Genomic DNA, 26,009 nt, shown 5'->3' on the forward strand with positions numbered 1-26,009 from the left:
ATGCCTGTTTTTTGGGCATGGGCCTTGCGTTTCCTGGGGCCTTGGGGCACACTAGCGCGCTTCGATCCGGGGGTTAACCCGGAGCCCGCGCACGAATCCGTGCGGTCTGTGCGCCTTTCTTGTTTCCCATGCTGTCCACGATTTGCCACACCTTCAGCCGTCCGCTTTGGCGCGGCTTGCTGGCGGTGGCGCTGACGGCTTGCACTGTTTCGGTGCAGGCGCGGACCTCGGCCGAGGGCGCCACGGTGGCGTTGGACGCCTTGCCTCGGGAAGGCCAGGCGACTTACCAACGGATCCTGCAAGGCGGCCCGTTCCCGTACGAGAAGGACGGCACCGTGTTCTTCAACCGCGAGCGCCTGCTTCCCGTGGAGAAGCGAGGCTATTACCGCGAGTACACGGTGGCCAGGGAAGGTGCGCGCAGCCGGGGTGCGCGGCGCATCGTCTGCGGGGGCCTGCACCCGACGACACCGGATGGTTGCTACTACACCAGCGACCACTATGCGAGTTTTCGCAAGATCGCGCCGTGAAGGGCGGGCGATTCTTGTTTTTGTGAGACCGAGGTATTTTGATGACCAACGTTAAAGCGGAGCTGGACCAGCCTCTGCGTACCGTGCGAACCAACATCGTCCAATCGATCCGGGCGTTTCGCGTAGCCGACCTGCAAGAGGCCGCCCAGTCCATGGGCCACCACTTCCTGTACGCCAACCTGGCCAACGCCCAGAGCAAGCAGGACGTGCTGGACCTGATCGCGCAGCAGTTCACCTTCCCGACGCACTTCGGCAAGAACTTCGACGCGTTGTACGACTGCATGACGGACCCGCTGCACAAGTCCGGCCCGCAGCCCGGCTTCATCGTCGTGCTGGAGCAGATCCCCGCGAACGCCAAGTTCGACAAGGAAGCGCGCGAGCAACTGCTGGACATCTTCCGCGACGCAGCCGACTACTGGGGCGACCGCAAGATCCCGTTCCGCTGTTTCTATTCTTTTCTGTAGCCCGTTCCGCACACACCAGCCAAGCGGAACGGGCGAACGAGGCCCAGGGCGATGCCGTGTCCGGCATTGCACTCACGACGACCCCAGTGGCGGCAGCATCTGCCACCACGGAGTCGGGCGAGAAGATGCCGACCGACAAACTGGTCGACGTCTCTCCATTGGCGCTGCGCATGAGCAGCCCCTTCAACGCGGGTTACTGGTTGGCAGCGGCCTGAAGCACCCACCACCGGTTTCGCAAGACGCCCGTCACCGACGGGCGTTTTTCATGGTGCCGCCTGCGCCAGCGCGACGTACTCGGCCACCGGCACTTCCTCGGCCCGGCGTTGCAGGTCGAAGTGGCCGGCGAACTGGCGCGCCTCGAGCCAGCGGCCCAAGCTGTGGCGCAGGAGCTTGCGGCGCTGGCTGAACGCCACCTGCACGAGCTCGCTGAGCAGTGGCACCTCCAACTGCGGCGGCTGCGCCAAGGGCTCCATGCGCACCACGGCACTGTCCACCTTGGGCGGCGGATCGAAGCTCTCGGGCGGCACGAACAGCACGTCCTCCATCGCGTAGCGCCACTGCAGCATCACGCTGAGCCGGCCATAGGCCGCAGTGGCCGGTGCGGCCACCATGCGGTCGATGACTTCCTTTTGCAGCATGAAGTGCTGGTCGTGCACCTGGTCCACATGGTGCAGCAGATGGAACAGGATGGGCGTGGAGATGTTGTAGGGCAGGTTGCCGACCACGCGCAGCTTGCGCCCTGCGGCGGCCGCGAGCGCGGTGAAGTCGACCTTGAGCACGTCGGACTCGACCACCGCGAGCTGCGGATGGCGGCGCAGCCGCTCGGCCAGGTCGCGGTCGAGCTCGATGACGGTGAGCCGGCCCACGCGCTCGACCAGCGGCTGGGTCAGCGCCGCCAGGCCCGGACCGATCTCGACCATGGGATCGCCCGGCTGCGGCGTGATGGCCCGCACGATGGCGTCGATGACGCCGGAATCCGACAGGAAATGCTGGCCGAAGCGCTTGCGCGCGATGTGCTTCACTGCGGAGCCTGGCGCAGCTCGACGTAGGCGCGGCCACGCAGTTCCTGCAGCCAGCTGCGGTAGGCCTCGTCCATCTTGCGTTCGCGCACCATGTTGCGCGCCACCTCGCGCTGCTCGCGCGGGTTGAGCTGGTACTGGCGCCGCTCCAGCAGCTGGATCAGGTGCACGCCGAAGCGCGAGACGATGGGCTCCGAGATCTCACCCGGGCGCAGCGCATCGAGCACTTCCTCGAACTCGGGCACGAACTGGCCCGGGTTGGACCAGCCGAGGTCGCCGCCCTGCGCGGCGCTGCCATCCTGCGAGCTGGCCTGGGCCAGCGCGGCGAAGTCGGCCTGGCCGGCCTCGATGCGACGGCGCATGGTGGCCAGGCGCTCGCGTGCATTGGCCTCGGTCTGCTGGGCATCGATGCGCAGCAGGATGTGGCGCGCGTGCTGCTGCGTGATGCTTTGCAGCATGCCGCCCTGGCGCTTCTCGACCACCTTGAGGATGTGGAATCCGGCACCGGAGCGCACCGGGGCCGTGATGCCGCCGGTGGGCAGCTGGGCCGTGGCCTGCAGGAACAGCTCGGGGTAGCGGTCGGGACTGCGCAGGCCCATCTCGCCGCCGGCCGCGGCGTCCGTTCCGTCGGAGAAGCTGCGCGCCAGGGCGGCGAAGTCCTCGCCCGCGCGGGCACGCTTCTCCACGTCCTGCGCACGCGCCAGGCGCTCGGCGACCTGCTGCGGCGTGGCGTTCTCTGGCACGGCCACCAGCACCTGGGCCAGGTTGATCTCGCTGGGCGCCGCGGGGGCTGCTTCGGTCTGCTCGCGCAAGTACTGCTCGACCTCGGCATCGCTCACGCGCACGCGCGAGTCGAGCTCGCGATCGCGCAGGCGCGACATCAGGATCTGGTCGCGCAGCTCGTTGCGAAACTGCGTGCTGGTCATGCCGTCACGCTCGATGCGGCGGCGCAGCTCGGCCACGTCGATCGAGTTCTGCCGCGCGACATTCTGTTCGGCCAGATTGATGGCGGCTTCGTCGACTTTCAATCCCGCCTCGCGCGCCTGCTGCAGCTGGGCGCGCTCGACGACCAGGCTTTCCAGTGCCTGGCGCGAGAGCTCGGCCTGGGTCGGTATGCGGCCACCCTGCTGGCGCAGCTGCTGCGCCATGCGCGCAGTGCGGCGCTGCACCTCCAGGTTGGTAATCGGCTCGGAATTGACCACGGCCACGATGAAGTCGGACGCGCGCGCCGCGCCCTGGGCCTGGGCTGGCACAGCAGTCCAGCAGGCCGCGGCCAGGGCCACGGCGGTCAGGAAGGAAGCGGGCGCCATGCGGCGCTTGGACTGTTGCATCACTCGTAGGAGCCGAACCGGCTCGATGTGGTCACCTGCTCGCGCAGGAACTGGTAGCGGGGAATGTTGTCGCGCAAGGTCTTGAGCGGGCTGGAGCCCAGGCGCGCCAGGCCGACGAACTCGATCTGGAACATGATCTTGTTGTTGGCCGCGGCGTTGGAGCGCTGGGTGCGCTCGACCACGATGCGGCCGATCCAGCAGTCGCCGTCGTACTCCAGGCCCATGATGGAATCAACGAACTGGCGGTCCTGCAGGCTGTAGGCCAGCCGGCCCACGCTGTACCACCGGCCCGAGCCCAGGCCGCGGCCCGGTCCCAGGTCCTGGCCACGGTCGCCCCAAAGATCGTTGAGCGGCCATTGCCAGCCGACGTCGACCTGCTCGCTTTCCGGCAGGCCGCTGGTGGCGCGCTGCATGCGGTAGGCGGTGCTGACGACGCGGTAGTTGCCCGGGCTGTACTTCCCCGAGACCGTGAAACGCTCCGAGCGCCGCGTGTCGGGGTTGTACTGCACCGTGGCGTCGGTCGACCACAGCGGATCCCAGTTCACCGAGGCGCCGGCCAGGAAGTCGCTCACACGGTCGTCCACGACGGCACCGCCCGGCAGGAACACGCGCTGGTCCTTGAAGCGCAGGCGCTGCGCGACGCCGAAGCGCGCCACCTGGGCGCCCGTGTCCGGCTGCAGGAAGCGGGTGTCCACGCCCAGCGTGAGCACGTTGCTGTCGGAGATGCGGTCGTTGCCGGTGAAGGTGTTTTCGCTGTAGATGGTGCCGAAGTTGAAGTCGGTGGCGCTGGTGTCGTAGATGGGCAGGCTGTTCTGCTCGCGGTACGGCGTGTTCACGTAGAACGCCCGCGGCTCCAGGGTCTGGCGCCAGGCCTTGCCGAAGAAATTGGCGTCGCGCTCGAACACCAGGCCGCTGTCGATGCTGAAGGTCGGCACGGTGCGGGTGGCACTGGTGGCGCCGCTGGCCAGCGGTGCATCGAATTCGTACTTGGCGGCGTGCAACTGCAGTTTGGGCGTGAAGAACCAGCCCGGCCGCACCCACGGTCGGCTGATCTGACCCAGCAGGAAGCCGCGCTTGGCGTTGGGCTGGTTGGTGTAGCTGCGGTCGGCCGAGAACTGGGTGTAGTCGGCGTCGACCGAGAAGTCGAAACCGCCCACGTCGTAGCGGCCGTACCGGCCCGTGATCTGGGGCAGCCGGTCGTAGGGCGGCGTGATGGGGGCGCTGACGTCCTGCAACGTCTGGTACTTGAGCGCGCGCAAGCCTGCCGAGAAGTCGCCCTGCGACCAGCGCAGGTTGGCGTCGGTGGTGCGCAGGCGCTCGGTCAGCGAGGTCGTGGTGCTGGGAAAGTCGCGCCAGTAGTCGTTGTCGCTGACCCGGTTGGCATCCAGCGAGAAGGCCAGGTTGCCGATGCCTTTCACGCCAGTCTGGATCACGCCGGAATGCTTGGCCTCGTAGGACCAGCGGTCGCGGTCGCGCAGCTTGTCGCTGGGCATGTAGTCCAACCGCAGTTGCCCGGTATAGGTCGGCTCCAGGTAGCGGAACTCCCCACCCAGCATCACGCCGCGCTTGCTCATGACCGAGGGGTAGAGCGTGGCGTCGCGGTTGGGCGCGATGTTCCAGTAGTAGGGCACCAGCAGCTCGACACCGTTGAGGTTGTCCAGCGCCACCGTGGGCGGCAGGAAGCCCGACTTGCGCGCGTCGCTGAGCGGGAAGGTGAAGGTCGGCAGCGCCAGCACCGGCACGTCCATGAAGCGCAGCACGCCGCCATGGGCCTCGCCCACGTCCTGCTCGGTGTCCAGGTTCATGGTGGTGGCCGTCAGCACCCAGTCGGGCAGCCAGCTCGGGCCGGGCTGGCGCTTGCAGGTGGTGTAGGTGGCGTCGTGCAGCACCGAGCGCTTGTCGTCGATGAAGTCGGCACGGCTGGCCTGTCCATGGGCGCCGGCGCGCAGCAGCTGGTAGCGCGGGCTCTGGAAGAAGCCCTCGAAGGCGTCGACCTTGAGTTCAAGTGCCGGGCCTTCGTACACGTCGCCCGCGCGGTTGATGCGCACGCTGCCCTGGGCCTTGGCCTGGTCCGAGGCCTGGTCGTATTCGAGCCGGTCGGCCTGGATCATGGTGTCGCCACGGCGCATCATGGCGTCGCCTTCGATCACGGTTTCCAGGTTGGGCCGGCCCGAGGTGTGCTGGCCGGAGAAGAAGGTCGGCAGCTGCTCGCGCACATCGGCCGGCACCTGCTCGGCCAGCCGCTCGCTGGGCTTGAGCTGCAGCGGCGCGGTGTCCGCGGCCGCCTGCGCACGCGCGCCGTCGGCGGCCAGCAGCAGCACCAGCGCCGCGACCGCACCAGCCGCGTGGCACAGGGCGAAACCGCCGACAAGAGAACGCTCGGGCAGGACGGAAGGGACGGGAGGCATCGAAGAGATCAGGGACGGTCCGGGCATCCGGGGCAGTCTAGCGTTGGACGAAGGGGCGGGCCTGAAGCCGCCACCAGCCCCGGGGCTTGCCGGCAAGCCGGTTTGTAGAATCGATTATCCATGAGCCAGAAGACCGAACCAACCGGCGTGCCCGGCCCGCAAACGCCGCCAGCCGTGGCCTGGTCCGACCCGCAGCGCGAAGCCGCGTTCCACGGCTGGCTCGCCGCCATCGCGCCGCGCCACCACCTCGTCCCCGCCACGCTGCAGCCGGCTTCGGCCGACGCGAGCTTTCGCCGCTACCTGCGCATCGGGACCGAAGGCGGCGCGAGCCGCATCGTCATGGACGCGCCGCCCGCCCAGGAAAACAGCGAACCCTTCGTGCGCGTCGCCGCGCTGATGCGCGAGGCCGGCCTCACGGTGCCAGAGGTGCAGGAATGGGACCAGGCTGCCGGCTTCCTGCTACTGTCCGACCTGGGCACCCAGACCATGCTGCAGGGCATGGACCGTGCCAACGCCGCCCCCAACGCGGGCCGCTACCGCCAGGCCGTCGACGCGCTGATCGCCTGGCAACTGGCCTCGCGCCCCGGCGTGCTGCCGCCCTACGACGAGGCCGTGCTGCACCGCGAACTCGCGCTGTTCCCCGACTGGTACCTCGCCAAGCACCGCGGCGTGGTGCTCGACGACGCCCAGCGCGCCACGCTGGAGCAGGCCTTCAACGCCATCGTGGCCGAGAACCTGGCCGCGCCCAGCGTCTACGTGCACCGCGACTTCATGCCGCGCAACCTGATGCTGCTGCCCGGCGACGCCACGCGCCTCGGGGTGCTGGACTTCCAGGACGCGCTGTACGGCCCCATCACCTACGACATCGCCAGCCTCATGCGCGATGCCTTCCTGAGCTGGGACGAGGACTTCGTGCTCGACATCACCGTGCGCTACTGGCAGGAAGCGAAGAAGGCCGGCCTGCTCGGCGAGCGCAGTGCCTCGGGCTGGGGCGACGACTTCGGCACCTTCTACCGCGCCGTCGAATGGATGGGCCTGCAGCGCCACCTCAAGGTGGCGGGCATCTTCGCGCGGCTCACGCTGCGCGACGGCAAGCCCCAGTACCTGGCCGACACGCCGCGTTTCATCGCTTACATCCGTGCCACGGCCGGCCGTTACCGCGAACTCAAGCCCCTGATGCACCTGGTCGACCAGATCGAAGGCACGCAGGCCGTCACGGGTTTCGCCTACGGCCGGATGTAGCCGCCGGTGCCGCGCATCCATTGCCCCTCTCCGCTGGCCACCGGCACCGCGCTGGCTTTGCCGGCCGGCGCCGCGCGCCATGTGCAGGTGCTGCGCCTGCAGCCCGGCGATGCGCTCACCTTGTTCAATGGCGAGGGCGGCGAGTTCGAGGCCACCGTCACGCAGATGGGCCGCAGCGATGTGCAGGTCAGCATCGGCGCCCACCATGCCATCGAGCGCGAGACCGCTCAGGCCGTGCACCTGGCCGTCGTGATGCCGGCCAACGACCGCATGGACTGGCTGGTCGAGAAGGCTGCCGAGCTCGGCGCCGCCAGCGTCCAGCCCCTGGTGTCGGCGCGCAGCGTGCTGCGCCTGCAGGGCGAGCGCGCGGCCAAGAAGGCAGCGCACTGGCAGGCCGTGGCCGTGGCCGCCTGCGAGCAATGCGGCCGCAACCGGGTGCCCACCGTGCATCCGGCGGCCGACCTCGCGCCGTGGTTGGCCCGCCCAGCGGAAGCAGATGCGGGCTTGCGTCTGCTGCTGTCGCTGCGCGAGGGTGCCCGCACGCTGCGGCAACTGGCGCCAGCCACTGCCGTCACGCTGCTGAACGGGCCTGAGGGCGGCCTCACACCCGAAGAAGAAGACCTGGCGATCGCCGCCGGCTTCGCCCCGCTCACACTGGGGCCGCGCGTGCTGCGCGCCGAGACCGCGCCGCTGGCCGCGCTGGCCGCGCTGAACCACTGAGGCATCGCCCGCCATGAATCGCAATCTCTGGCTGCTCGCGCTGTGCCAGGCACTGTTCCTGGTCAACAACGTGACCTTCATCGCGATCAACGGCCTGGTCGGCTGGTCGCTCGCGCCGCTGGGCTGGATGGCGACCCTGCCCGTCATGGGTTACGTGGTCGGCGGCGCGCTGAGCACCGGCCTCGTGGCGCGCACGCAGAAGCGCTGGGGCCGCAAGCACTCCTTCCTGCTCGGGCTGGGTGTGGCCTTCGGCTCGGCGCTGCTGTGCATGGCGGCGGTGCTGGCCAAGAACTTCTGGCTGCTGTGCGGCGCCACCGTGGTGGCCGGCTACTACAACGCCAACGCCAGCCTGTACCGCTTCGCCGCGGCCGAACTGGCGGCCGCGCCGCAGCGCGAGAAGGCCGTGTCGCTGGTCATGGCAGGTGGCCTGCTGGGCGGCATCGTGGGGCCCAACCTGGCCAACGCCACGCGCGACTGGTTCGCCGTGCCCTTCGCCGGCGCCTATGTGGCGCTGGCCGTGGCGGCCCTGCTGTCGGCCGCGTTGCTGTCCTTCATCCAGTTTCCACCGGCACCCGCCGCGCAGCAGGGCAACGGCGGCCGGCCGCTCGGTGTGATCGTGCGCCAGCCCGTGTTCATCGTCGCGGCGCTGGCCGGCTCGCTGGGCTTCGGTGTCATGAACCTGCTGATGGCGGCCACGCCGCTGGCCATGCAGCAGTGCGGGCTGCCGTTCTCCGCGGCCGCGCTGGTGCTGGAGTGGCATGTGATCGGCATGTTCGCGCCGGGCTTCTTCACGGGCCACCTGATCAAGCGCTACGGCACGCTGCCTGTCATGAGCGTGGGCCTGGTCCTGAACCTGGCCTGCATCGCGGTGGCGCTGTCCGGCGTGGAACTGCACCACTTCCTGGTGGCGCTGTTCGCGCTGGGCGTGGGCTGGAACTTCCTGTTCACGGGTGCGACCACGCTGTCGCTGCAGGCCTACACGGCCCAGGAGAAGGACAAGGCCCAGGCCGTGCTGAACTTCTGCATGTTCGCCACGCTGGCGCTGACCTCGTTCGCCTCGGGCGTGCTGGTCACCACGCGCGGCTGGACGCTGCTGAACTACGGCTCGCTGCTGCCGGTGGCGTTGACGGGCGCCGGCCTGCTCTGGCTGGCCTGGCGCCGGCGCACGCCTGCGGCCTGAACGCGGGCATCAACCGCCGGTCAGCCGCGCGAGCAGGTCCTGCGCGTCCAGCGCCTGCAGCAGCACCTTGGACGTGCCCTGCCGGTCGTTCGCCAGCACGCCCAGCAGGCCGTCGACGCGTGGCGAGCTGTGCAGGAAGCTGTCGGGCACGGGGTGGATCTGGGTGTCGGCCACGTCCAGCATGGTCAGCACGTCGTCCACGCGCAGGCCCAGCGCCGGACGCGTTGGCTGCGCCGGATCGCGCAGCACCAGCACCACGCCGGCGTCCTTGCGGATCGCCATCAGCGACGGCGCGTTCTCCGGCACCACGGCCTGCAGGGGTATGCCCTCGTCGCCGCCCGTGTGGCGAAAGGCGGTCAGCAGCGAGACCATGGCCTGCGCGCGGCAGCGATGCGCCCCAGGCGGCTATGGGCGATGCTTTTCCAGCCGTACATCTCCGCCACCAATGTCGATGTCGTTTCCCCATCCAAGGTGACGATAGAGCCGCGCCGCACGGCTTGCATTCGCGGTTTCAAGCCACGCCTTGGGGTGGTGCTGGAACAAAGCCCGTTCACAGGTCTAGGTCAGGCGCGTGCCTATTCCGCAGCCCTCATGTTCCGGCAGCACGAACAAGGCAAACAAGCATCCGCTGTCCAAATCGACCATCGAGAAGCCAACGACTTCCTTGGCGACGATCGCTACCCACGCGCACGGTGAACTTTCAACGGCCAAGGCGATGGCTTGCGGTGTGACGCCGATCGCCGAAAGCTCGGTCGGCGTCATCGTGTTTTCCCCGACCGACGCCCTGACCCTGAACATTGCGCTCACGTCATCGACGGATGCGAGGCGAATTTCCGGGGAACAGGTTTTCATGGTCGCATGGTCGCACGCGAGGGAAGGCATCACGCTGTCCGGGAGCGCAGCGTGGCGCTGGCCTCCTTCGCGCAAGCTGTCACAAACTCCCGCCGTCGCGCGTCTTGGAAGGGATGGCCAAGCCTGTCGCCGGCCGTCACTTCTTCAACGCACACGAAAGGAACGCAGCGTATGCAGCGCGCAAATTGGTTCGCCGTCTCGCCCGAAGGAGCAAAGGCCGTGGGCGGCCTTCACCACTTCGTCACGACCGGGACGAGCCTGCCGAGCCGACTGGTCCACCTCGTCTTTCTTCGGGTCTCGCAGCTCAACGGCTGCGCGCACTGCATCGACATCCACACGCGGGATCTCATCAAGGAGGGCATGTCGGTCGAGAAGATCGTGCTCGTCCCCGTGTGGCACGAAGCCGCCTACCTGTTCACCGATCAGGAACGCGCGGCACTGGCCTGGTCCGAGGAAGTGACCCGCGTCAGCGAAACGCACGCATCCGACGAGGCCTATGCAGCCGCTGCGGCGGCGTTCGGGGAAAAAGACCTGGTGGACTTGACGCTGACCATCGCCGCCATGAACGCCATCAACCGGATGGGGATCAGCTTCCGGTTGAAGCCACGGGCCAAGGTCTGAATCAGCGGCTCGCGCAGGCGTGCGGGGCGCGGCCGAATGCCGTGGATGTGAATTAGTTGCACATGTATACAAACGACGGCCGCACAATGCGCTCCCCTTCTTCACACCTGCGAGGCAATCATGGGCCTTCTCGATTCCGTGCTCGGTTCCGTCCTGAACGGTGGCCAGTCCCCCCAGCAACCCGGTGCAAACGCGGAGGGCGGTCTGGGCGGGATCCTTGGCGCGCTGGCCAGCAACCCGCAGTTGCTGCAGGTGCTCATGGGCCTGCTGATGGGCGGCCAGGGCCGGTCGGCCCAGGCGCAGGGCGGCCCGCTGGACGGTCTGGCCGAGCAATTCAACCAGGCCGGGCTCGGCGACGTGCTGGGCTCGTGGATCGGCACCGGCCAGAACCGCCCGGTCTCGGCGGATCAGCTCGGCCAGGTGTTCGGCCAGGACCGGCTCTCGGAGCTGGGCTCGCAGCTGGGCATGGGCGGCGGTGATCTGGCCAGCCAGCTGTCGCAGATCTTGCCCGGCCTGGTCGACCAGATGACGCCACAGGGCCGGATGCCGGAGCCCGGCACGGCCGGCGGCAATGAAGGCCTGTTCGGCATGCTGGAGGCGTTCGGCCAGCGCCGCTGAGTTGGCCCGCTGGCCCACGGCCGCCCGCGCGCCAGCGCCGGGCGGCTTTTTTTCGCCTGCTCAGGCCGCCGGGAAGGCGGCGATCACCTGCGCCACCGCCGCCGTGAGCCGCTTGGCATAGGGCACGTGCAGGAATTCGTTGGGCCCATGGGCGTTGCTCTTGGGGCCCAGCACGCCGCAGACCATCATCTGCGCCTTGGGGAAGCCGGCCGACAGCATGTTCATGAGCGGAATCGTGCCGCCCTGGCCGATGTAGCCGCACGGTGCCCCGAACTGCGCCTGCGAGGCCGCGCTCAGCGCGTTCTCGAACCATGGCGCCGTGGCCGGTGCGTTCCAGCCCGTGGCGCCGCCACCACCCTGGAAGGTCACGCGGGCCTGGTAGGGCGCGCTGTCTTCCAGCAGGGTCTTGAGCTCCTGCACGGCCTGCGCGGCGTCGACCAGCGGCGGCAGCCGCAGCGAGAGCTTGAACGCGGTGTAGGGCCGCAGCACGTTGCCGGCGTCTCGCATCTCGGGAAAGCCATCGGCCCCGGTCACCGACAGCGTGGGCAGCCAGGTGCGGTTCAGCAGCGCCTGCACCGGGTCGGTGGTGGTCGGCAGCGCGGTCTGCACGGCACCACCGCAGTCGTAGTGCGCCCAGGGAAAGCGCTTGTAGATCTCGTCGCCCAGGATGGCGGCCGTGGCCTGGGCCTGGGCCAGCCGCTCGGCCGGCACCTCGCAGTGGAAGCTGGCCGGCAGCAGGCGGCCGGTGGCGCTGTCTTCGAGCCGGTCGAGCACCTGGCGCATGATGCGAAAGCTCGACGGCACCAGGCCCGAGGCGTCGCCCGAGTGCACGCCCTCGGTCAGCACCTCGACCTTGAGCACGCCGCCGGCCAGGCCGCGCAGGCTGGTCGTGAGCCAGAGCTGGTCGTAGTTGCCGGCGCCCGAATCCAGGCAGACCACCAGCGCCACGTCGCCCAGGCGCGGGCGCAGCGCGTCCACGTAGGGCAGCAGGTCGTAGGAGCCGCTTTCCTCGCAGGTCTCGATCAGGCCGACGATGCGCGGGTGCGGCGCGTTCTGGCTTTTGAGCGCCTGCACGGCCGCGATGCTGGCGTAGACCGCGTAGCCGTCGTCGGCGCCGCCGCGGCCGTAAAGCTTGCCGTCCTCGTACTTGGGCGTCCAGGGGCCGAGGCCGGTGCGCCAGCCGTTGAACTCGGGCTGCTTGTCCAGATGGCCGTACATCAGCACGGTCTGCGTCGCCGTCGTGCCGCTGGCCGGGATCTCGAAGAACAGCACCGGCGTGCGGCCTTCCAGGCGCACGATCTCCAACTGCAGGCCCGGCACCTTCTGGGCCTCGACCCAGGCCGCGGCGTTGCGCATCACCGTCTCCAGGTGGCCATGCGCCGCCCAGTCTGGGTCGAAGGATGGCGACTTGGCCGGAATCGCGATGTAGTCGGTCAGCTGGCGGACGATGTCATCGTCCCAGGCGCGCGTGGCATGGGTCAGCGCGGCGTTGGCATCGAGCACGTTGGCGGGGACACGGGCGTTCATGGCGGGGCACTCCAGGGCGCAAAGAGGGCATTGCACCACAAGGCCGGCGTGGCGTCAGGCCAGGGGGTTCAGGTCCGCATCAGCCATGCGGCAATGGCCTCTACGCTGCGGAACTCGTCGGCCGCGCGCGCCGGCACGCCGGGGTGGCGCTGGTTCCACAGGCGTGCCAGCGCCTGGCCGGCGCCGATCTCCAGCACACGGCCCACACCGCGCGCCTGCAGGTTGTCCATGCACTCGTCCCAGCGCACCGTGGTGGCGATCTGCGCGGCCAGCGCATGGCGGGCCTGCTCGGTGCTGGCGACGCGGTCGGCCGCGTTGCTGAACAGCGGCGTGTGCGGGCGCGCCAGCGGCAGGCTGGCCAGCCGCTCGGCGAATGCGGCCGCAGCCGGCTGCATGGCGGGCGTGTGCGAGGCCACGGCCACGCGCAACAGCGTGGCGTGCGCGCCCGCGGCCACGGCGGCGGTCTCGGCCCGCGCCAGCGCAGTGGGTGGGCCGCCCAGCACCACGCTGTCGATGCCGTTGCGGATCGCGATGGCCAGGGTGCTGTCGGTCAGCAGCCGCTCCAGCACGGCCGGCGCGCACTGGCTCAGGCCGAGCAACCCACCCGGCGCCTGGGCGGCGCAGCGGTCCATCGCGGCGGCACGCGCCTGCGCCAGGTCCAGCGCCGTGGTGGCGTCGAACACGCCGGCCGCGCTGAAGGCCGCCAGCTCGCCCACGCTGTAGCCGGCGATGGCCGCGGGCGGCGGCAGCAGCGGCGCGAGCTGCGACCAGGCCGCCAGCGCCAGCCCGGTCAGGAGGCATTGGGCATGGGCGTTGCGCGCGCCCCAGTCGGCATCGCTCAGGCTGGCGCGCCAGTCGGCCACGCCCAGCCGCGCGTCGACGCTGCGCGTGAGCGCGTCCTCGCCCAGCCAGGGCAGCATGCCGGGGTGCTGGCCGCCCTGGCCAGAGAACACGAGCGCCCAGGCCATCAGAGTGCGTCCAGGCGCTGCAGCCAGCAAGCGGCGGCCAACGTGTCGGCCGCGCCGCCGGGCGACAGGCGTCGGGCCACGAAATCGCGGCCGATGACAGCCGCCTGCGCCAGCGCGTCGGGCTGCGCCGCACCGCCCGCGGCCAGGAAGCCGCGCGCCGCGGCCTGGGCATGGCGCAGGCCTTCCAAGCCGCCGCGCAGGGCGAGGTTGCTGTCGTCGAGCACGGCGATCACATGGAACAGCGCATCGAGCCGGGCCAGCGGCGGCGCCAGGCCGCGCGCCCGCGCTGCGGCGAGCGCCGGCAGCGCCGTGTCGAACAGCACCGGGAAGCCGGCCGCCGCTTCGTGTGCAGCGCCGCGCAGGCCCAGGCGCCGCGACACGCGGCCGCCGGGCAGCATGGGCGCGCGCTGGGCGCGCAAGGCCAGCGCCGCGCCCCAGTGCGCGACCAGGGCCGCGCGCACGGCGGCTGGCCGCAATGGCGCGCCCTCCTGCGCCGCTGCACCGGCCGCAGCGCACAGCAGGCCGAGCTGGAACACCGCGCCGCGGTGCGTGTTGATGCCGCCCGTCGCGGCCAGCATGCGCGCCTCGGCCGCGATGCCGCACTGCTCCAGCGCCGCGAAGCCGGCGCCGGCCCGGCCCAGCGCGGCGATGCGCGGAAAGTAGCCGCGCAGCGCGAACAGGCTGCGCACGAAGGTGGCGGCGTCCATGTCCGCATGGCTGCCGTTGTCCACCAGCGTCACGAGGCCAGGCTTGGGGCTCAGCGCGAGCTCGTCGTAGAGCGCGAGCGTGGCCGCGCGACCGATGGCCTGTGGCGTGGCGCCGGCCTGCGCGGCGCGCCGCAGCGCCGGCGCCGTCATGCGGCCTCCTCGGCCTGCCAGAACGGCGCATCGGCCAGGGCCACGCCATCCAGCCGCTTGACCAGTACCTGGGCCGCGCGGCCGGCGCGCCAGGCCAGCCATTCGCGCCAGGCCACGGCGCGGTCGCCCGAGAACACCAGTTCGCCATCCAGTCGCAGCCCGTCCGACCAGGACTGCAGCAGCACGGCCACGGCATCGGCCTGCGCGGGACCATCGACAGCGATGCACAGGTCGATGTCCGAGCCCGGCCGCAGGTGGTCCAGCCCGGTCAACAGCTGCCAGCCATGGCTGCCGTAGACGCGCGCCGCGACGCCGCTGGCCGCCAGGCCGCCGCACAGCGCGCGCCAGGGTCGGCGCTGCGCGGCGCCCAGCAGCGGCGCCAATGCGCTGGCCGGCGGAAAGGCTGCGTGCTGCGCGATGTGCGCCGCCGACACGGCCAGCGCGATGCGCCGGCGTTCCCACCGGCCCGGCGCCGGCAGCCCCAGGCAGATGGTGCCCTCGGCCTGCGGCCGCTGCCGCGTGACGACCAGCGGCAGCCGCTGCAGCGCCCAGTGCGCCAGGCAGGCCTGCGCCTGCGCGTCCCTGCTACCTGCCAGCACTTGCTGCCAACCGGCGTCGGTCAGCCGCACGAGCTGGTGGCGGTGCAGAGCCGTCATGCTGCGTCCAGCACCTTCTGCGCGACCGCGGCCGCGAGCTTGCGCCCACCGCGCGCGGCGCCATCCTGGGCACGCACATCGTCCACGGGCGTCTGCACGAGCGCCTCGCGCAGCGCAGCCTGCAGGTCGCCCCGCCACAGCGCGCGCACGCCGCCCATGGCCACGTAGTTGTCCACGCCGGGCGCGAACACCGGGTTGGCCTGGGACAGCGCGGTCAGCATGGCCTCGGGCAGCTTGGTCACGCGGGCCATGGCCGGAATGCGCATCACGCGGATCTCGGCCTCGGGCAGCGCATAACAGCCGTCGGCGATCAGGCCCGAGGTGATGAAGCCGCCCGACAGCGCCTGGTCGTAGACCAGGCCCAGCACGCGGTGGCCGCTGCGCCGTGCCAGGTCGATGGCCATGCCCAGATGCGCCATCGCGCGGTTGATGCCCAGCAGCTCGTCGCGCCGGCGCAGCTGCTGGCCCTGGGTGTCGATCAGCAGCACGATGGGCCGGCCCGGATGCCGGGCGATGGTGTCCAACACCACGCGGGCCTGGGCCAGCGCGAGCGCCACGCCGATGGGCGCGTGGCCCGTCGTGCCCACCACCGTGATGGGTGCGCCGTCGAGCAGCGGCGTGCCGTGCAGGAAGTCGCCCTCGGCCTGGATGCCGTGGTCGGCGCCGAACAGTTGGGTGGCAAGAAGGTTCCAGTCGAGCGGCATGGCGAGGTTCCCGGAAGAAGTTGTCAATCGAGCTTGATGTTGGCGGCCTTGACCACGCCGGCCCAGCGTGTGATCTCGGCCTGCACGTAGTCGCCGAACTGCGCGGGGGTCAGCGTGCCGAAGTGCGCGCCGTTGCTGGCCCACACGGCGCGGATCTCGTCGGCGGCGCCGGCTTTCCTGACCTCCTCGACCATGCGCGCCTGGGCCTCGGCCGGCGTGCCCTTGGGTGCCCACAGGCCGTACCAGGTCGTGACCTTGTAGTCAGGCAGTCCGAGCTCGGCCGCGCAGGGCACGTCGGGCAGCGAGGGGTTGCGCTGGGCGCCGGCCACCATCAGGGCCTTGATGCGCCCGCCCTTGATGTGCGCGGCCGAGGAACCCAGGCCGTCGAACATCATGTCCACGTTGCCCGAGATCAGGTCCTGCAGCGCCGGGCCCGCGCCGCGGTAGGGGATGTGGGTGATGAAGGTGCCGGTCTGCAGCTTGAACAGCTCGCCCGCCAGATGGTGCGAGGTGCCGCCGCCGGCCGAGGCGTAGTTGAGCTTGCCCGGGCTCTTCTTGAGTTCCGCCAGGAAGCTCTTGAAGTCCGGCGCCGTCACGCGCTTGGGGTTGACCACCAGCACCTGCGGCACCTCGGCCAGCAGCGCCAGTGGCACGAAGTCGCGCTGCAGGTCGTACTCGAGCTTGGGATAGACCGAGGGCGCGATGGCATGGTGGATGGCGCCCATGAACAGCGTGTAGCCGTCCGGCTGGGCGCGCGCGGCGATGGTCGCGCCCAGCGTGCCGCCGGCGCCGCCGCGGTTGTCCACGATGAGCTGCTTGCCGGTCTGCTTGGCGAACTGGGCCGACAGCGGGCGCGCGAACGCGTCGGTGCCGCCGCCAGCCGGGAACGGCACGACCAGCGTGACGGGCTTGGTGGGCCAGCCGCTCTGGGCGCGCAGGCCCAGGCTGCTCAGGGCAATGCCGGCGGCGCCAGCGCGCAGCAGGCTGCGGCGGTCGAAGAGGTTCTGCATGGTGTTGTCTCCAGTCGTTGTGAAAAGCTGCGTGGGGTCGTGCCGGACTCAGCGGCCGCCGTGGGAATGCAGCGCCAGCAGCGCCGCCACATCGAGTGCGGGCACGCGCTGCGCGTCGGCGACGCCCAGGCGTTCCCACAGCCGCGTGGCGTCGTCGTGCACGCCATCGTTCCATTGCGCTTCGGGCACGGCGGCCAGGCGCTCGGCCAGCAGCGCATGCTCGTCTTCCAATGCCTGCAAGGTGACGGGACGTGCGGCGCCCAGCGCCGCGATGGCGGCGGCACGGAAGGCGGCCACATCGTCCTCCACCAGCGCATCGCAGTCGCCCGTCAGCCAGCGGTGTTTGCCGCCACTCGTGCGCCAGACCAGCGCGCGGTCGCGCGCGTCGTACTCGTCCACGCCGTGCGAGGCCTCGATCACCTCGGGCCCGGACATCGCGAGCCGGCCGACATCGCTCATGACGACCTGGTCGGCGCAGCGCGCCACGATGCCCATGCCGCCGAAGCAGCCGTTGGCGCCGCCGATCAGCACCACCACCGGGATGCCGGCGGCGCGCACGTCGAGCACGGCGCGCATGACCTCGGACACGGCGATCAGCCCGGCGTTGGCCTCGTGCAGCCGCACGCCGCCCGACTCGGCCAGCAGCAGCACCGCGGCCGGCCGGTCGCGCAGCGCGCGCCGCAGCAGGCCCATTAGCTTGGCGCCATGCACCTCGCCGACGCCGCCGCCCATGAAGGCGCCCTCCTGCGCGGCGACGAACACGGTCTGCCCGTCCAGCAGCGCACGGCCGATAGCCACGCCGTCGTCGAAGGCCGAAGGCACGCCCAGCTGCGCCAGGTGCGGGCTGGTCAGCCGCTCGGCCGGCGGCAGCCATTCGTGGAAGCTGCCGGCGTCCAGCAGCAGCGCCAGGCGCTCGCGCGCCGAGCATTCGGCATAGCTGATCATGGCTGCGCTCCGTTCGGCAGTTCGGCCACGGCCTGGTCCAGCCGCAGGCTCACGACGGCGGGCGTCGCGCCCATGTCGTTGATGGACACGCGCAGGCCGGCCAGGCCATGGCGGGTGTGGAAGTCGTCCATCACGGCCTGCCAGATCGGGGCGAAGCCGCGGGCCGAGGTCTGCACGCGCACGCTGCAGTCGTCATTGGGCGCGGACTCCAGCATCACCTCCAGGTTGCCGGAGCCGACCACGCCGACCAGCACCGGTGCGAACGCGCCAGCGGCACGGCCGCCGGCGTAGGAAAAGTCCAGGGTTTCGAGCCCTGCGGGGATGTCGCTCATGGTCAGAAGCTGTGAATGGATTGATCGCGCCCACGACGGGGTGCGGCGGGTCGCATGCGTAGGCGCAGGCCGCCGCCCTGGCTGATGCCAGGGCAAGGCCTGCAACGCCCGCATGCGGCCTGGCGTGCCCCGGCCCGGAGGGCGAGGCCCCTGGCGCAGCGCCAGAACAGAAAGCAGGTTGTCATAGGGGGCCTCGCGTGGGTGTGAGGAATCCGTTCACAGCTTCTTACTCCTTACCAGTTCCGAAAGCGCTTGGGCGGCTGGTACAGCCCGCCCGATGCGCGCACCAGGTCGCGCATGCTGCGTGCGGCCAGCAGGTTGCGCGTGGCATCGCGCGGGTCGATTCCCAAGTCGGCCGGCCGCTGGATGATCTTGCGGTCACGCAGGTTCTCCACCATGCGCTTGTCCCGCGCCAGGCCCACGGCCGTGTAGCCGGCCACGCCGCGGATGGCCTGCGCGCGCTCCTCGTCGCTGCGGCACAGCAGCAGGTTGGCGATGCCTTCCTCGGTCAGCACGTGGGTCACGTCCTCGCCGTAGACCATGATGGGCGGCAGGGCCATGCCGGCCTGCTCCTGCAGCGTCCAGGCGTCCAGCCGCTCGACGAAGGCCGGCTGCATGTGCTCGCGGAAGGTCTCCACCATCTGCACCACGAGCTTCTGCCCCCGTGGCGTGCCGGCCGCGCCGCTGCGGCCGGCGCGCGCCTCGGCGCCGGCCTTGAGCCAGGCGTCGCTGGCATGGCGCCGGCCACGCGCGTCGGCCCCCATGTTGGGCGCGCCGCCGAAACCGGCGATGCGGCCCAGCGTGGCGGTGGAGCTGTTGCCGTCCAGGTCCATCTGCAGCGTAGAGCCGATGAACAGGTCGCAGGCGTAGTGCCCGGCCGCCTGGCAGAAGGCGCGGTTGCTGCGCAGGCTGCCGTCGGGCCCGGTGAAGAACACGTCGGAGCGCGCGCGGATGTAGTCCTCCATGCCCAGCTCGGAGCCGAAGGAGTGCACCGACTGCACCCAGCCGGCCTCGATGGCCGGGATCAGCGCCGGGTGCGGGTTCAGCGCCCAGTGCTTGGCTATTCTGCCCTTGAGGCCCAGCTGCTCGCCGTAGGTGGGCAGCAGCAGCTCGATGGCCGCGGTGTCGAAGCCGATGCCGTGGTTCAGCCGCTGCACGCCGTATTCGCCGTAGATGCCCTTGATCGCCATCATGGCCATCAGCACCTGGATCTCGCTGATCTGTGCCGGATCGCGCGTGAACAGCGGCTCGATGAAGTTGGGCGCGGGCGCCTTGACGACGAAGCCGACCCAGTCGGCCGGGATGTCGATGCGCGGCAGCTTGGTGGTGCGCCCGTCCACCAGCTCGTTGACCTGCGCGATCAGGATGCCGCCCGAAAACGCCGTGGCCTCGGCGATGGCCGGCGTGTCCTCGGTGTTGGGGCCGGTGTAGAGGTTGCCCTCGGCGTCGGCCGCATGGGCCGCCACCAGCGCCACCTGCGGCGTGAGGTCGACGAAGTAGCGCGCGAACAGCTCCAGGTAGGTGTGGATGGCGCCGATGGCGATGCGCCCGCCCGAGGCCATGCGGGCCAGCCGCGCGCCCTGCGGCCCGGAGAAGCTGAAGTCCAGCTTCGCCGCGATGCCGTTCTCGAAGATGTCCAGGTGCTCGGGCAGCGCCAGCACCGACTGCACCATGTGCAGGTCATGCACGCGCGCCGGGTCCACCTGCACCAGCGCCTTGGCCAGGAAGTCGGCCTGCTTCTGGTTGTTGCCCTCCAGGCAGACGCGGTCGAAGGGTTCGATCACGGCCTCGAGCAGCTGGCCGATGGCCTCGGCCGGCAACTGCTTGCCCACCAGCTGCGGGCCGAGGGCCTGTGCGGCGCGCGCCAGCCGGGCGGCGCGGTTGGCAGCGCGGGTGTTCCAGTCTCTGGTTGTCATGGGATGCGGGGGTTGTTCAAAGGACCACGAACAGCAGCCAGACGACGACCGGTGCGATCAGCGTGACCGCCGCACCGTACACCATCAGCTGGCGGAAGAAGACGTCGCGGTTCACGCCACGTGCATTGGCCAGCACCAGCGCGCCGTTGGTCGAGAAAGGGCTGACGTCGACGATGGTGGACGACACCGCCATGGCCGCGATGAAGCCGATGGCACTGACCCCGGCATCGCCCGAGCCGCCGCCCTGCAGGAACGGCACGGCCAGCGGGATCAGCGAGCCCAGCACGGCCGTGGACGAGGCAAAGGCCGAGATCACCGCGCCGACGAAGCACAGCAGCAAGGCCGCCACCAGCGGCGAGGTCAGCGCCGCCACGCTGTGGCCGACGAAGTCGATGGTGCCCATCTTGTCCATCACGCCGACGAAGGTGCTGACGCCGACGATCAGCATGATCTCGGGCCACGACACCTGGCCCAGTGCGCGCTTTTGCAGGTTGGGCGCCATCAGCGTGAGCACGAGGCCGATGGTGATGGAGACGAAGCCGATGTCCTGCTTGAAGAACAGCGTCAGCACGGCCAGCGCCAGCAGGCCGATGACGGTGGCCACCTGGTACCAGCGTTCGCCCTGGGCATCCTGCGTGCCGGGGCCGGCATCCATCAGCGAATCGTCGGCCTGCGCGGCGGTGCGGCGCTCTTCGCCGAGCGACTCGCCCTCGGCATCGCCATAGACCTGGGCACCGCCCTGGCCATGCGCCACCTGCGGCACGTCGAAGCCGGTGTTGCGCGCATCGCTGCGCTGGCGGGTCAGCTGCATGCCGCCCATCAGCACGAACAGCAGGGCGGCCACGGCCAGGTTCACGGCCAGGCTGGCCGTCATGGTGACGATGGGATTCAGCGGCAGGCCGGCCGCGGCGACGATCTTGTTGGTGATGCCGCCGTAGATGCTGATGGGCGAGAAGCCGCCGCCCTGTGCGCCGTGGATCACCAGCAGGCCCATCATCAGCGGGTTGATGTGGTACTTGGCGGCAAAGCCCAGTGCGATCGGCGCGATGATGGCCACCGCCGCGGGACTCACGGCGCCCACGCCGGTCAGCAGGGCCGCGATGAAGAACATGATCCACGGGATCGCCGCGATGCGCCCGCGCACGGCGCGCACCGCGCCCTTGACCATCCAGTCGATGGTGCCGTTGTTCTGCGCCAGCGCGAACAGGTAGGTGATGCCCACCAGCGTCAGGAACAGGTCGGCCGGAAAGCCGGCCATGATGGCCTTGGCGTTCATGCCGGCCACCAGCGTGCCGACCAGGAAGGCCCCGACAAAGGCGATCACGCCCATGTTGATGGGCAGTACCGTGGCCAGCACGAACATTCCTCCGAGTGTGTAGATCGAGATCCAGTGGGCGGTCATCTTGTCTCCTGCCGTATCGGCGTGCTGCACAGGTGGCGCCCGACGCCGGTTGGCGGCAAGCCCTGTGTCTCTGGAGACTGAAGATACGCAGCCCATCCCTCCCCATCAATCAAGCTCCGGCCGCAATGCTTACGACCCGTGGAACGGTTGCGGGTTAACCCGCGGCGTGGTGCGGCGCCGCACCGCGCCTCGCCCGCCGTGGCTCAGGGCGCCGGGATCAGCAGGGTGGCCACGCCGGCCGCGCCGGCCTTGGCGTTGGCCGCGTCGATGGCCCCGTAGTAGCCGCCCGCCACGAGCGCGTCCGCGGCAGCGCCGAACCTGGCGAGGTAGTCGGCACGGCCGCTGTACAGCGCGGACAGCGCCGCGCGCCGGTCACCCGCGGCGCGCGTGGCCGCATCCACCGCGAGCGGCAGCGCGCTGCCCGCGGAGGCGCAGCTCTCGCCTTCGGCGTGGCCCGGGCCGCGCACGTTCCAGCCGGTGTAGGTGGCCAGCGGCACCGCCACCTCGGGCATGCGCAGCCCGCCCAGCTCGTTGCCGTTGCTGTCGACGCGCGGCACCAGCACGCTGTAGGCCCGGGCCAGGTCGACTGCGGGCGCGGGTGCGCGGTAGTCGGTCACGAACACCTGGCTGTGGCGGGCCAGCGGCACGCTCAGGGCCAGCGGCGTGGCCGCCGCGCCGTTGGGCACGCTGATGGCGGACAGGTCGGGCCAGCCCATGGCGCCTGCGGTGGGCAGCACGGCCGTGCCGGCTGCGATGGTGGGGTGGCTGGACGGCGGCGGCGCGGTGTTGCGCACCACCCAGGCCTCCAGCGCGGGCACCAGCGCACGCTCCACCTGGGCCATGCTGACCGGGCTGGTCGCGAAGCGGCAGGTGGCGCCTGCGGCCGGCTGCGTGAACAGGCCCGTGCTCACACCCGGCCCGCCGCCGTGGCCCGTGCCCAGCACCAGGTAGTAGCGCACGTTGTCGGGCAGCGTGAGGTCGCGGCCGGCGCCGTCGGTCACCACCAGCGAGGCACGGCCGCCCCACCACTCGTAGCTGCCGTCCACCTGCATGATCTTGGGGCAGGTGCTGCTCTGCTGGCAGCGGCGCAGCAGGCCGTCGGTGGCGCCGCTGACGGGGTCGGTGGTCACGTTGTAGGCGAACGGGAACTGGTCGCCCACCATGAAGTGGTCCTCGTGCTGCTTGGACCAGCGCCCTGGCTGCGCGAAGCGTTCGTTGATCCAGGTGCGCCGCGCGGCCGGGATCAGCGCCATCATGCCGTCGAACACCGGCTTGCCCGCGCTGTCCTTGTTGAAGCCCTGGTACAGGAAGTCGCGCAGGAAGCGGCCCGACTGCGACAGGCCTTCGCCCAGCGCCACGTCGAAGTTGGTGGCCGGATTGGCCGGGCAGTTGCTGCCGGCCGCGCACGCCGCGGCCTTGAGGTCGGCCACCGGGTTGGCGTTGCCTTGCGCATCGGCCGCGTCGTGCTTGAGAAAACTCACGAGGTCGCGCACCGCTGCGAAGCCCACGCCCAGCACCTTGGGGTCCTTGGCGCGGTAGGTGAAGTTGTAGATGGTGCCCGCGTCCGGGGCCAGGCTGCCGCCCTGCGCGTTGGGGACGCTGGCCGGCGCCGTGAAGCGCACCGACACGGAGCCGTTGGCGTTGGCCACGTACTCCCAGTCGGTCACGGGCGCGGAGGGCGAGGCATAGGTCTGCTGGCCGGCCGCGTTGTAGTAGGTCTGCCGCGCCGTGAACACCACTTCGGAGCGGTCCGTCAGCGAGGCGGGCGGGTAGTTCAGGGGCAGGTTGGGCACGCCCGCGAAGTCGGGCACGTACTCCTCGCGGGCCAGGCCGGTGATGGAACTGCCGTCGGCGTTGCGTGCCGTCGGGAACGCGGTGCCCAGCGCCGCGCTGGCGCCGTTGCCGGTCTGCGCCACGTCGCCCTGCCAGCCACTCCAGACCACGGTGTAGCCCTGGCGCAGCAGCGACGGGAAATTCGCCGCTGGCGCATCGCCAGTGGCCAGGGCGCCGCCGCCGACGAACAGGTTCTGCGCCAGCTTGTTGCCGCGGTTGACCACGTCGTAGAACAGCACACGGCGCCCGTCGGCGGCGTTCCTGGGCCGCAGGATGACCACGTCCGTGGTGTAGTGCACCTGGCCGTCCGCCGCGCGCGGAGCCTTGTCCAGGTCGACGATGCCGGCGTTGTCGGGGTGGGCCGGGTCGAGCTTGCCATGCACGATGCCGGTGATGACGGTGTAGGGTCCGGCCGCGCCGGCCGGCGTGGCACCGTTGTAGGCGTCGGTGCGGGACAGGACTTCGAAGCGGTCCACCTGGCCGGCGCGCCCGTCCTTGTGGCTGTCGCCACCGCTGGCGCAACCCAGCAACAAGAGCGGCACGGCCGCCAGTGCGATCAATGGTCTCACGCGTTGTCTCCTCGTTTGTGGCGCCCGTGGCGCGGCAGCCAGGGTGCATGCGGCGTCCGGACGAGGCAGACCATAGGGAGCCGCTGGCGGGGCATCAATCACGCGGTGGGCACGAAGGTTCCGCTGCGCGGAAAGGTCGGGGGTTTACCCGTGGGGTGTGGCCGACGCGAGACGGGAGGCTTGGCGATCAGGTCTGGGAATGCTGCGGGTGGGCGCGATCCAGGGGGCTTGGTGGGCAGCAGGCGGCCAGGAGCCGGCAATGGTGACGGGCAGCTTCCCGGCATCTGACCGCCTCGACTTGAGCTTGCTCATCCAGTGCCCGGTCTTGGTTCAAGGCTGGCAGCGCTCGGCGACAAGCGAACGCTCGCATCGGCTGGTTCCGGACGCAATAGTCACTGGGGGGCAGTTCAGAACCGGGCGGTTCACAACTCAAAGGCCTCGCTGAGGCAAATACACGGTCGCCTCGACTTCGACCAAAACCTCATCGCTGGGCAGAAACCGTGGCACTTCCACCACCGTACTGACAGGCGGCTGCTCCGGATAGAAGAGCCCTCGAACGCGGTTGTAGAGCGCGTAGTGGCTCAGATTCCGAAAATACTGCACGAGCTTGACCGCATCGTTCATCGCCCCACCGTGTTCGGCGACCAGTTGGCGGATGCGGTCGAGAACGAACCAGCTCTGCGCAACGATCGGAGCTTCGAATACATCGACGCTCATCTGCCCCGTCACGAATCCGAGTCCTCGAAGCGCGTCCTGCGCGGCTGCAGGAATGTCTTCGTAGGAGCCAACGATCTTGTGCCGTGTCGGATCGACGGCCACCACCCCGCTCAGAAGGATGAAGTCGCCGCAGCGCCGGCTGGCCGCGTAGTTCGCCATGGGGCGCCCGACACTCATGCGGGCTCCTGTGCTGGCGTCGAGGAGATAACCATCGCCCCTCGCTGGGGCCAGGCCCGCATCTTGCCCGGATTGAGCAACCCAAGCGGGTCCAGGCGTCGCTTCATGTCGAGCTGTGCGGCGCTGAGATTGCCCCCCTGCTTTCCTTCTTCGATGACGAAAGTGTGCGGGTTGTTGACGCGCACGCCTGCCGCACGGTGCATCGCCATGATCTCGTTGAGCCGCTCCTCGGTCGTGAAGCGAACCAGTGGCAACGCCGTGCAGGTGGACTGACCGTCTGCCGTCCTGATGAACTCTAGATGCAGCAGGACTTCGTCGCCGAACATCGCCCGGATGTTCATCACCTGCTCAAGATGCTTGCCAGGCACGAACGCCGTCTGCAGGTAGGTTAGTGTCTTGTCCACCTTCAAGGCATGCAGCGTCGTGTGGTTCCAGGCGTGCTCGATCAGGGTGTGGTTGGAGGCAAGAGCCTCGGCCTGGGTTACCCGGTACGTGATGCGTCCGCCATTGGCCGCAGCCATCTGGCCGACGATCGGTTCCGCCGAGGCCGCATGGACCAGCAATACGGCATGCAGTCCCTCGGGCAGGTATTCCTTCAATGTGGTCATGTACGCAGGGATCGGATCAGCCAGCAGCGCCACCTCCTTCTTCGCGATGCCGGGACTCTGGGCCAGGCCATTGGCGAACTGCAAGGCAGACTCGAACGTCTCGAAGACGGCAATGCTTTCAAGCCAATCCAGCGCTGGTGCGACAGCGAACTCGACTTCCAGAACGATGCCGTTGGTGCCCCACATGTGGTGCAGCAGCAGGGCCTCGGGGCCGCGCAGCTCGACGATCTGTGGCTCCTCCTCCACGGTCACCGCTTTGACTCCAAGGATGTTGCCTGGGGCCGCAAGCGGACCGTAGGTGACCGAACCCGCGCCGCCGAAGCCTCCGGCGAACAAACCTCCAAGTGTCGCGCTACGGTATGTCGAGGGCAGCCAACGCAGCTCCTGCTTGCTGCCTTCGATGAGCTCGCGGTTTAGATCCGTCAGACGGATGCCCGCCTGTGCACGTGCCACACCGGGACGTTGCCACAGGCTGCGGCTGCAGGCGCTCAGGTCCATCACGACGCCACCGTCGAGGGGTACGCTTTGGCCGTAGTTGCCGGTCCCGGCACCACGCACCGTCAACGGTACCTGTGCCTTGGCGCAGGCGGCCACCACCTGCTTGATCTCCTCTTCGTTGCGCGGGCGTACCACAGACTCAGCGCGCTTTCCCATCAGTTGCCGCTTTAGAACGGGACTGAACCAGAAGAAGTCCTGCGACAAACGGCCGACCTTCATGGCGTCCGTGATCCAGTCGAGATGAGGGAGTTGCTGCGGGAACTGCGAGGCAAGTGAAGTCATGTCCATCTATCCTTTCGAGAAGCAGA

Annotated in this window: 25 protein-coding genes; 7 read left to right on the forward strand and 18 right to left on the reverse strand. The window is 69.9% G+C overall.

From position 1 onward, the window contains the following. The first annotated feature begins 128 nt into the window (after window positions 1-128). Both ASF45_RS20835 and ASF45_RS20840 read left to right on the forward strand, forming a co-directional pair. Entirely contained in the window at window positions 129-527 is a 399-nt protein-coding gene (locus ASF45_RS20835; protein WP_056667248.1) for a ribonuclease domain-containing protein, read from the forward strand. A gap of 41 nt (window positions 528-568) precedes the next feature. Continuing rightward, window positions 569-991, forward strand: coding sequence for a barstar family protein (locus tag ASF45_RS20840; protein WP_369802150.1), 423 nt, complete (start codon window positions 569-571; stop codon window positions 989-991). 263 nt (window positions 992-1,254) lie between these two features. On the opposite strand, the gene rsmA is transcribed toward ASF45_RS20840, so the two are convergent. From rsmA to ASF45_RS20855, 3 genes are read right to left on the reverse strand one after another with little or no spacing between them, the layout of a single operon-like run. Continuing rightward, window positions 1,255-2,013, reverse strand: coding sequence for a 16S rRNA (adenine(1518)-N(6)/adenine(1519)-N(6))-dimethyltransferase RsmA (rsmA, locus tag ASF45_RS20845; RefSeq protein ID WP_056667253.1), 759 nt, complete (start codon window positions 2,011-2,013; stop codon window positions 1,255-1,257). Then, on the reverse strand, window positions 2,010-3,341 hold the full coding sequence (locus tag ASF45_RS20850; protein ID WP_056667261.1) for a peptidylprolyl isomerase: 1,332 nt from the start codon (window positions 3,339-3,341) through the stop codon (window positions 2,010-2,012). Before ASF45_RS20850 ends, rsmA begins: the two co-directional genes overlap by 4 nt. After that, the gene (locus ASF45_RS20855; protein ID WP_156473115.1) at window positions 3,341-5,749 is read right to left on the reverse strand and encodes an LPS-assembly protein LptD; all 2,409 of its coding nucleotides are present in this window, start codon (window positions 5,747-5,749) and stop codon (window positions 3,341-3,343) included. The genes ASF45_RS20850 and ASF45_RS20855 overlap by 1 nt, the downstream gene beginning before the upstream one ends. Before the next feature lie 120 nt (window positions 5,750-5,869). On the opposite strand from ASF45_RS20855, the gene ASF45_RS20860 reads away from it, so the two are divergent. The 3 genes from ASF45_RS20860 to ASF45_RS20870 are packed head-to-tail and all read left to right on the forward strand — an operon-like array spanning window position 5,870 to window position 8,891. Next, a complete protein-coding gene (locus tag ASF45_RS20860; RefSeq protein ID WP_056667265.1) occupies window positions 5,870-6,991 on the forward strand; it encodes an aminoglycoside phosphotransferase family protein in 1,122 nt (373 codons plus the stop codon). A 6-nt stretch (window positions 6,992-6,997) separates the two neighbouring features. Then, the gene (locus ASF45_RS20865) at window positions 6,998-7,711 is read left to right on the forward strand and encodes a 16S rRNA (uracil(1498)-N(3))-methyltransferase (protein ID WP_056667267.1); all 714 of its coding nucleotides are present in this window, start codon (window positions 6,998-7,000) and stop codon (window positions 7,709-7,711) included. Between the two features lie 13 nt (window positions 7,712-7,724). Then, window positions 7,725-8,891: an MFS transporter gene (locus tag ASF45_RS20870; RefSeq protein ID WP_056667269.1), complete on the forward strand. Its 1,167-nt coding sequence runs from the start codon at window positions 7,725-7,727 to the stop codon at window positions 8,889-8,891. 9 nt (window positions 8,892-8,900) lie between these two features. Here the strand turns inward: ASF45_RS20870 and ASF45_RS20875 are convergent, their stop codons facing one another. Further along, a complete protein-coding gene (locus ASF45_RS20875; RefSeq protein WP_056667271.1) occupies window positions 8,901-9,263 on the reverse strand; it encodes a hypothetical protein in 363 nt (120 codons plus the stop codon). 186 nt (window positions 9,264-9,449) lie between these two features. Continuing rightward, complete coding sequence (locus tag ASF45_RS36575) at window positions 9,450-9,773, reverse strand: GNAT family N-acetyltransferase (RefSeq protein WP_235580989.1); 324 nt, start codon at window positions 9,771-9,773, stop codon at window positions 9,450-9,452. A 141-nt stretch (window positions 9,774-9,914) separates the two neighbouring features. Between ASF45_RS36575 and ASF45_RS20885 the strand changes: the two genes are divergently transcribed. Together ASF45_RS20885 and ASF45_RS20890 are read left to right on the forward strand one after the other, a co-directional pair. Next, window positions 9,915-10,364 (forward strand): carboxymuconolactone decarboxylase family protein, encoded by a 450-nt coding sequence (locus tag ASF45_RS20885; RefSeq protein WP_056667274.1) that lies wholly within the window; start codon window positions 9,915-9,917, stop codon window positions 10,362-10,364. A gap of 120 nt (window positions 10,365-10,484) precedes the next feature. Further along, window positions 10,485-10,982 (forward strand): YidB family protein, encoded by a 498-nt coding sequence (locus tag ASF45_RS20890; protein ID WP_056667279.1) that lies wholly within the window; start codon window positions 10,485-10,487, stop codon window positions 10,980-10,982. A gap of 60 nt (window positions 10,983-11,042) precedes the next feature. Here ASF45_RS20890 and ASF45_RS20895 read toward each other — a convergent pair whose 3' ends face one another. The 13 genes from ASF45_RS20895 to ASF45_RS20955 form a co-directional block, all read right to left on the reverse strand. Then, entirely contained in the window at window positions 11,043-12,509 is a 1,467-nt protein-coding gene (locus ASF45_RS20895; protein ID WP_056667282.1) for a M20 family metallopeptidase, read from the reverse strand. A gap of 68 nt (window positions 12,510-12,577) precedes the next feature. Further along, complete coding sequence (locus ASF45_RS20900; RefSeq protein ID WP_056667289.1) at window positions 12,578-13,477, reverse strand: ACP S-malonyltransferase; 900 nt, start codon at window positions 13,475-13,477, stop codon at window positions 12,578-12,580. Continuing rightward, window positions 13,477-14,334, reverse strand: coding sequence for a triphosphoribosyl-dephospho-CoA synthase MdcB (mdcB, locus tag ASF45_RS20905; protein WP_056667292.1), 858 nt, complete (start codon window positions 14,332-14,334; stop codon window positions 13,477-13,479). Before mdcB ends, ASF45_RS20900 begins: the two co-directional genes overlap by 1 nt. Next, the gene (gene mdcG, locus ASF45_RS20910; RefSeq protein ID WP_056667296.1) at window positions 14,331-14,990 is read right to left on the reverse strand and encodes a malonate decarboxylase holo-[acyl-carrier-protein] synthase; all 660 of its coding nucleotides are present in this window, start codon (window positions 14,988-14,990) and stop codon (window positions 14,331-14,333) included. The genes mdcB and mdcG overlap by 4 nt, the downstream gene beginning before the upstream one ends. After that, window positions 14,987-15,694 carry a biotin-independent malonate decarboxylase subunit gamma gene (locus ASF45_RS20915; protein ID WP_056667300.1) on the reverse strand — a complete coding sequence of 236 codons (708 nt, stop codon included), beginning with the start codon at window positions 15,692-15,694 and terminating at the stop codon, window positions 14,987-14,989. The genes mdcG and ASF45_RS20915 overlap by 4 nt, the downstream gene beginning before the upstream one ends. Window positions 15,695-15,717: 23 nt before the next feature. Continuing rightward, window positions 15,718-16,704, reverse strand: coding sequence for a tripartite tricarboxylate transporter substrate binding protein (locus ASF45_RS20920; protein WP_056667303.1), 987 nt, complete (start codon window positions 16,702-16,704; stop codon window positions 15,718-15,720). Window positions 16,705-16,752: 48 nt separating this feature from the next. Beyond that, the gene (locus ASF45_RS20925; protein ID WP_056667306.1) at window positions 16,753-17,649 is read right to left on the reverse strand and encodes a biotin-independent malonate decarboxylase subunit beta; all 897 of its coding nucleotides are present in this window, start codon (window positions 17,647-17,649) and stop codon (window positions 16,753-16,755) included. Further along, window positions 17,646-17,981, reverse strand: coding sequence for a malonate decarboxylase acyl carrier protein (gene mdcC, locus ASF45_RS20930; protein ID WP_056667309.1), 336 nt, complete (start codon window positions 17,979-17,981; stop codon window positions 17,646-17,648). Before mdcC ends, ASF45_RS20925 begins: the two co-directional genes overlap by 4 nt. Window positions 17,982-18,214: 233 nt before the next feature. Then, complete coding sequence (gene mdcA / locus ASF45_RS20935) at window positions 18,215-19,897, reverse strand: malonate decarboxylase subunit alpha (RefSeq protein ID WP_056667312.1); 1,683 nt, start codon at window positions 19,895-19,897, stop codon at window positions 18,215-18,217. A 16-nt stretch (window positions 19,898-19,913) separates the two neighbouring features. Then, a complete protein-coding gene (locus ASF45_RS20940; protein WP_056667315.1) occupies window positions 19,914-21,299 on the reverse strand; it encodes an SLC13 family permease in 1,386 nt (461 codons plus the stop codon). Between the two features lie 203 nt (window positions 21,300-21,502). Next, window positions 21,503-23,701, reverse strand: a complete 2,199-nt coding sequence (locus ASF45_RS20945; protein WP_156473116.1) for an alpha/beta hydrolase domain-containing protein — start codon at window positions 23,699-23,701, stop codon at window positions 21,503-21,505. Between the two features lie 429 nt (window positions 23,702-24,130). Next, on the reverse strand, window positions 24,131-24,595 hold the full coding sequence (locus tag ASF45_RS20950) for a RidA family protein (RefSeq protein WP_056667318.1): 465 nt from the start codon (window positions 24,593-24,595) through the stop codon (window positions 24,131-24,133). Next, window positions 24,592-25,983: an FAD-binding oxidoreductase gene (locus tag ASF45_RS20955; protein WP_056667356.1), complete on the reverse strand. Its 1,392-nt coding sequence runs from the start codon at window positions 25,981-25,983 to the stop codon at window positions 24,592-24,594. Before ASF45_RS20955 ends, ASF45_RS20950 begins: the two co-directional genes overlap by 4 nt. Window positions 25,984-26,009 lie beyond the last annotated feature (26 nt).

This window comes from Pseudorhodoferax sp. Leaf265 (assembly GCF_001422365.1).
Taxonomy (GTDB): domain Bacteria; phylum Pseudomonadota; class Gammaproteobacteria; order Burkholderiales; family Burkholderiaceae_C; genus Pseudorhodoferax.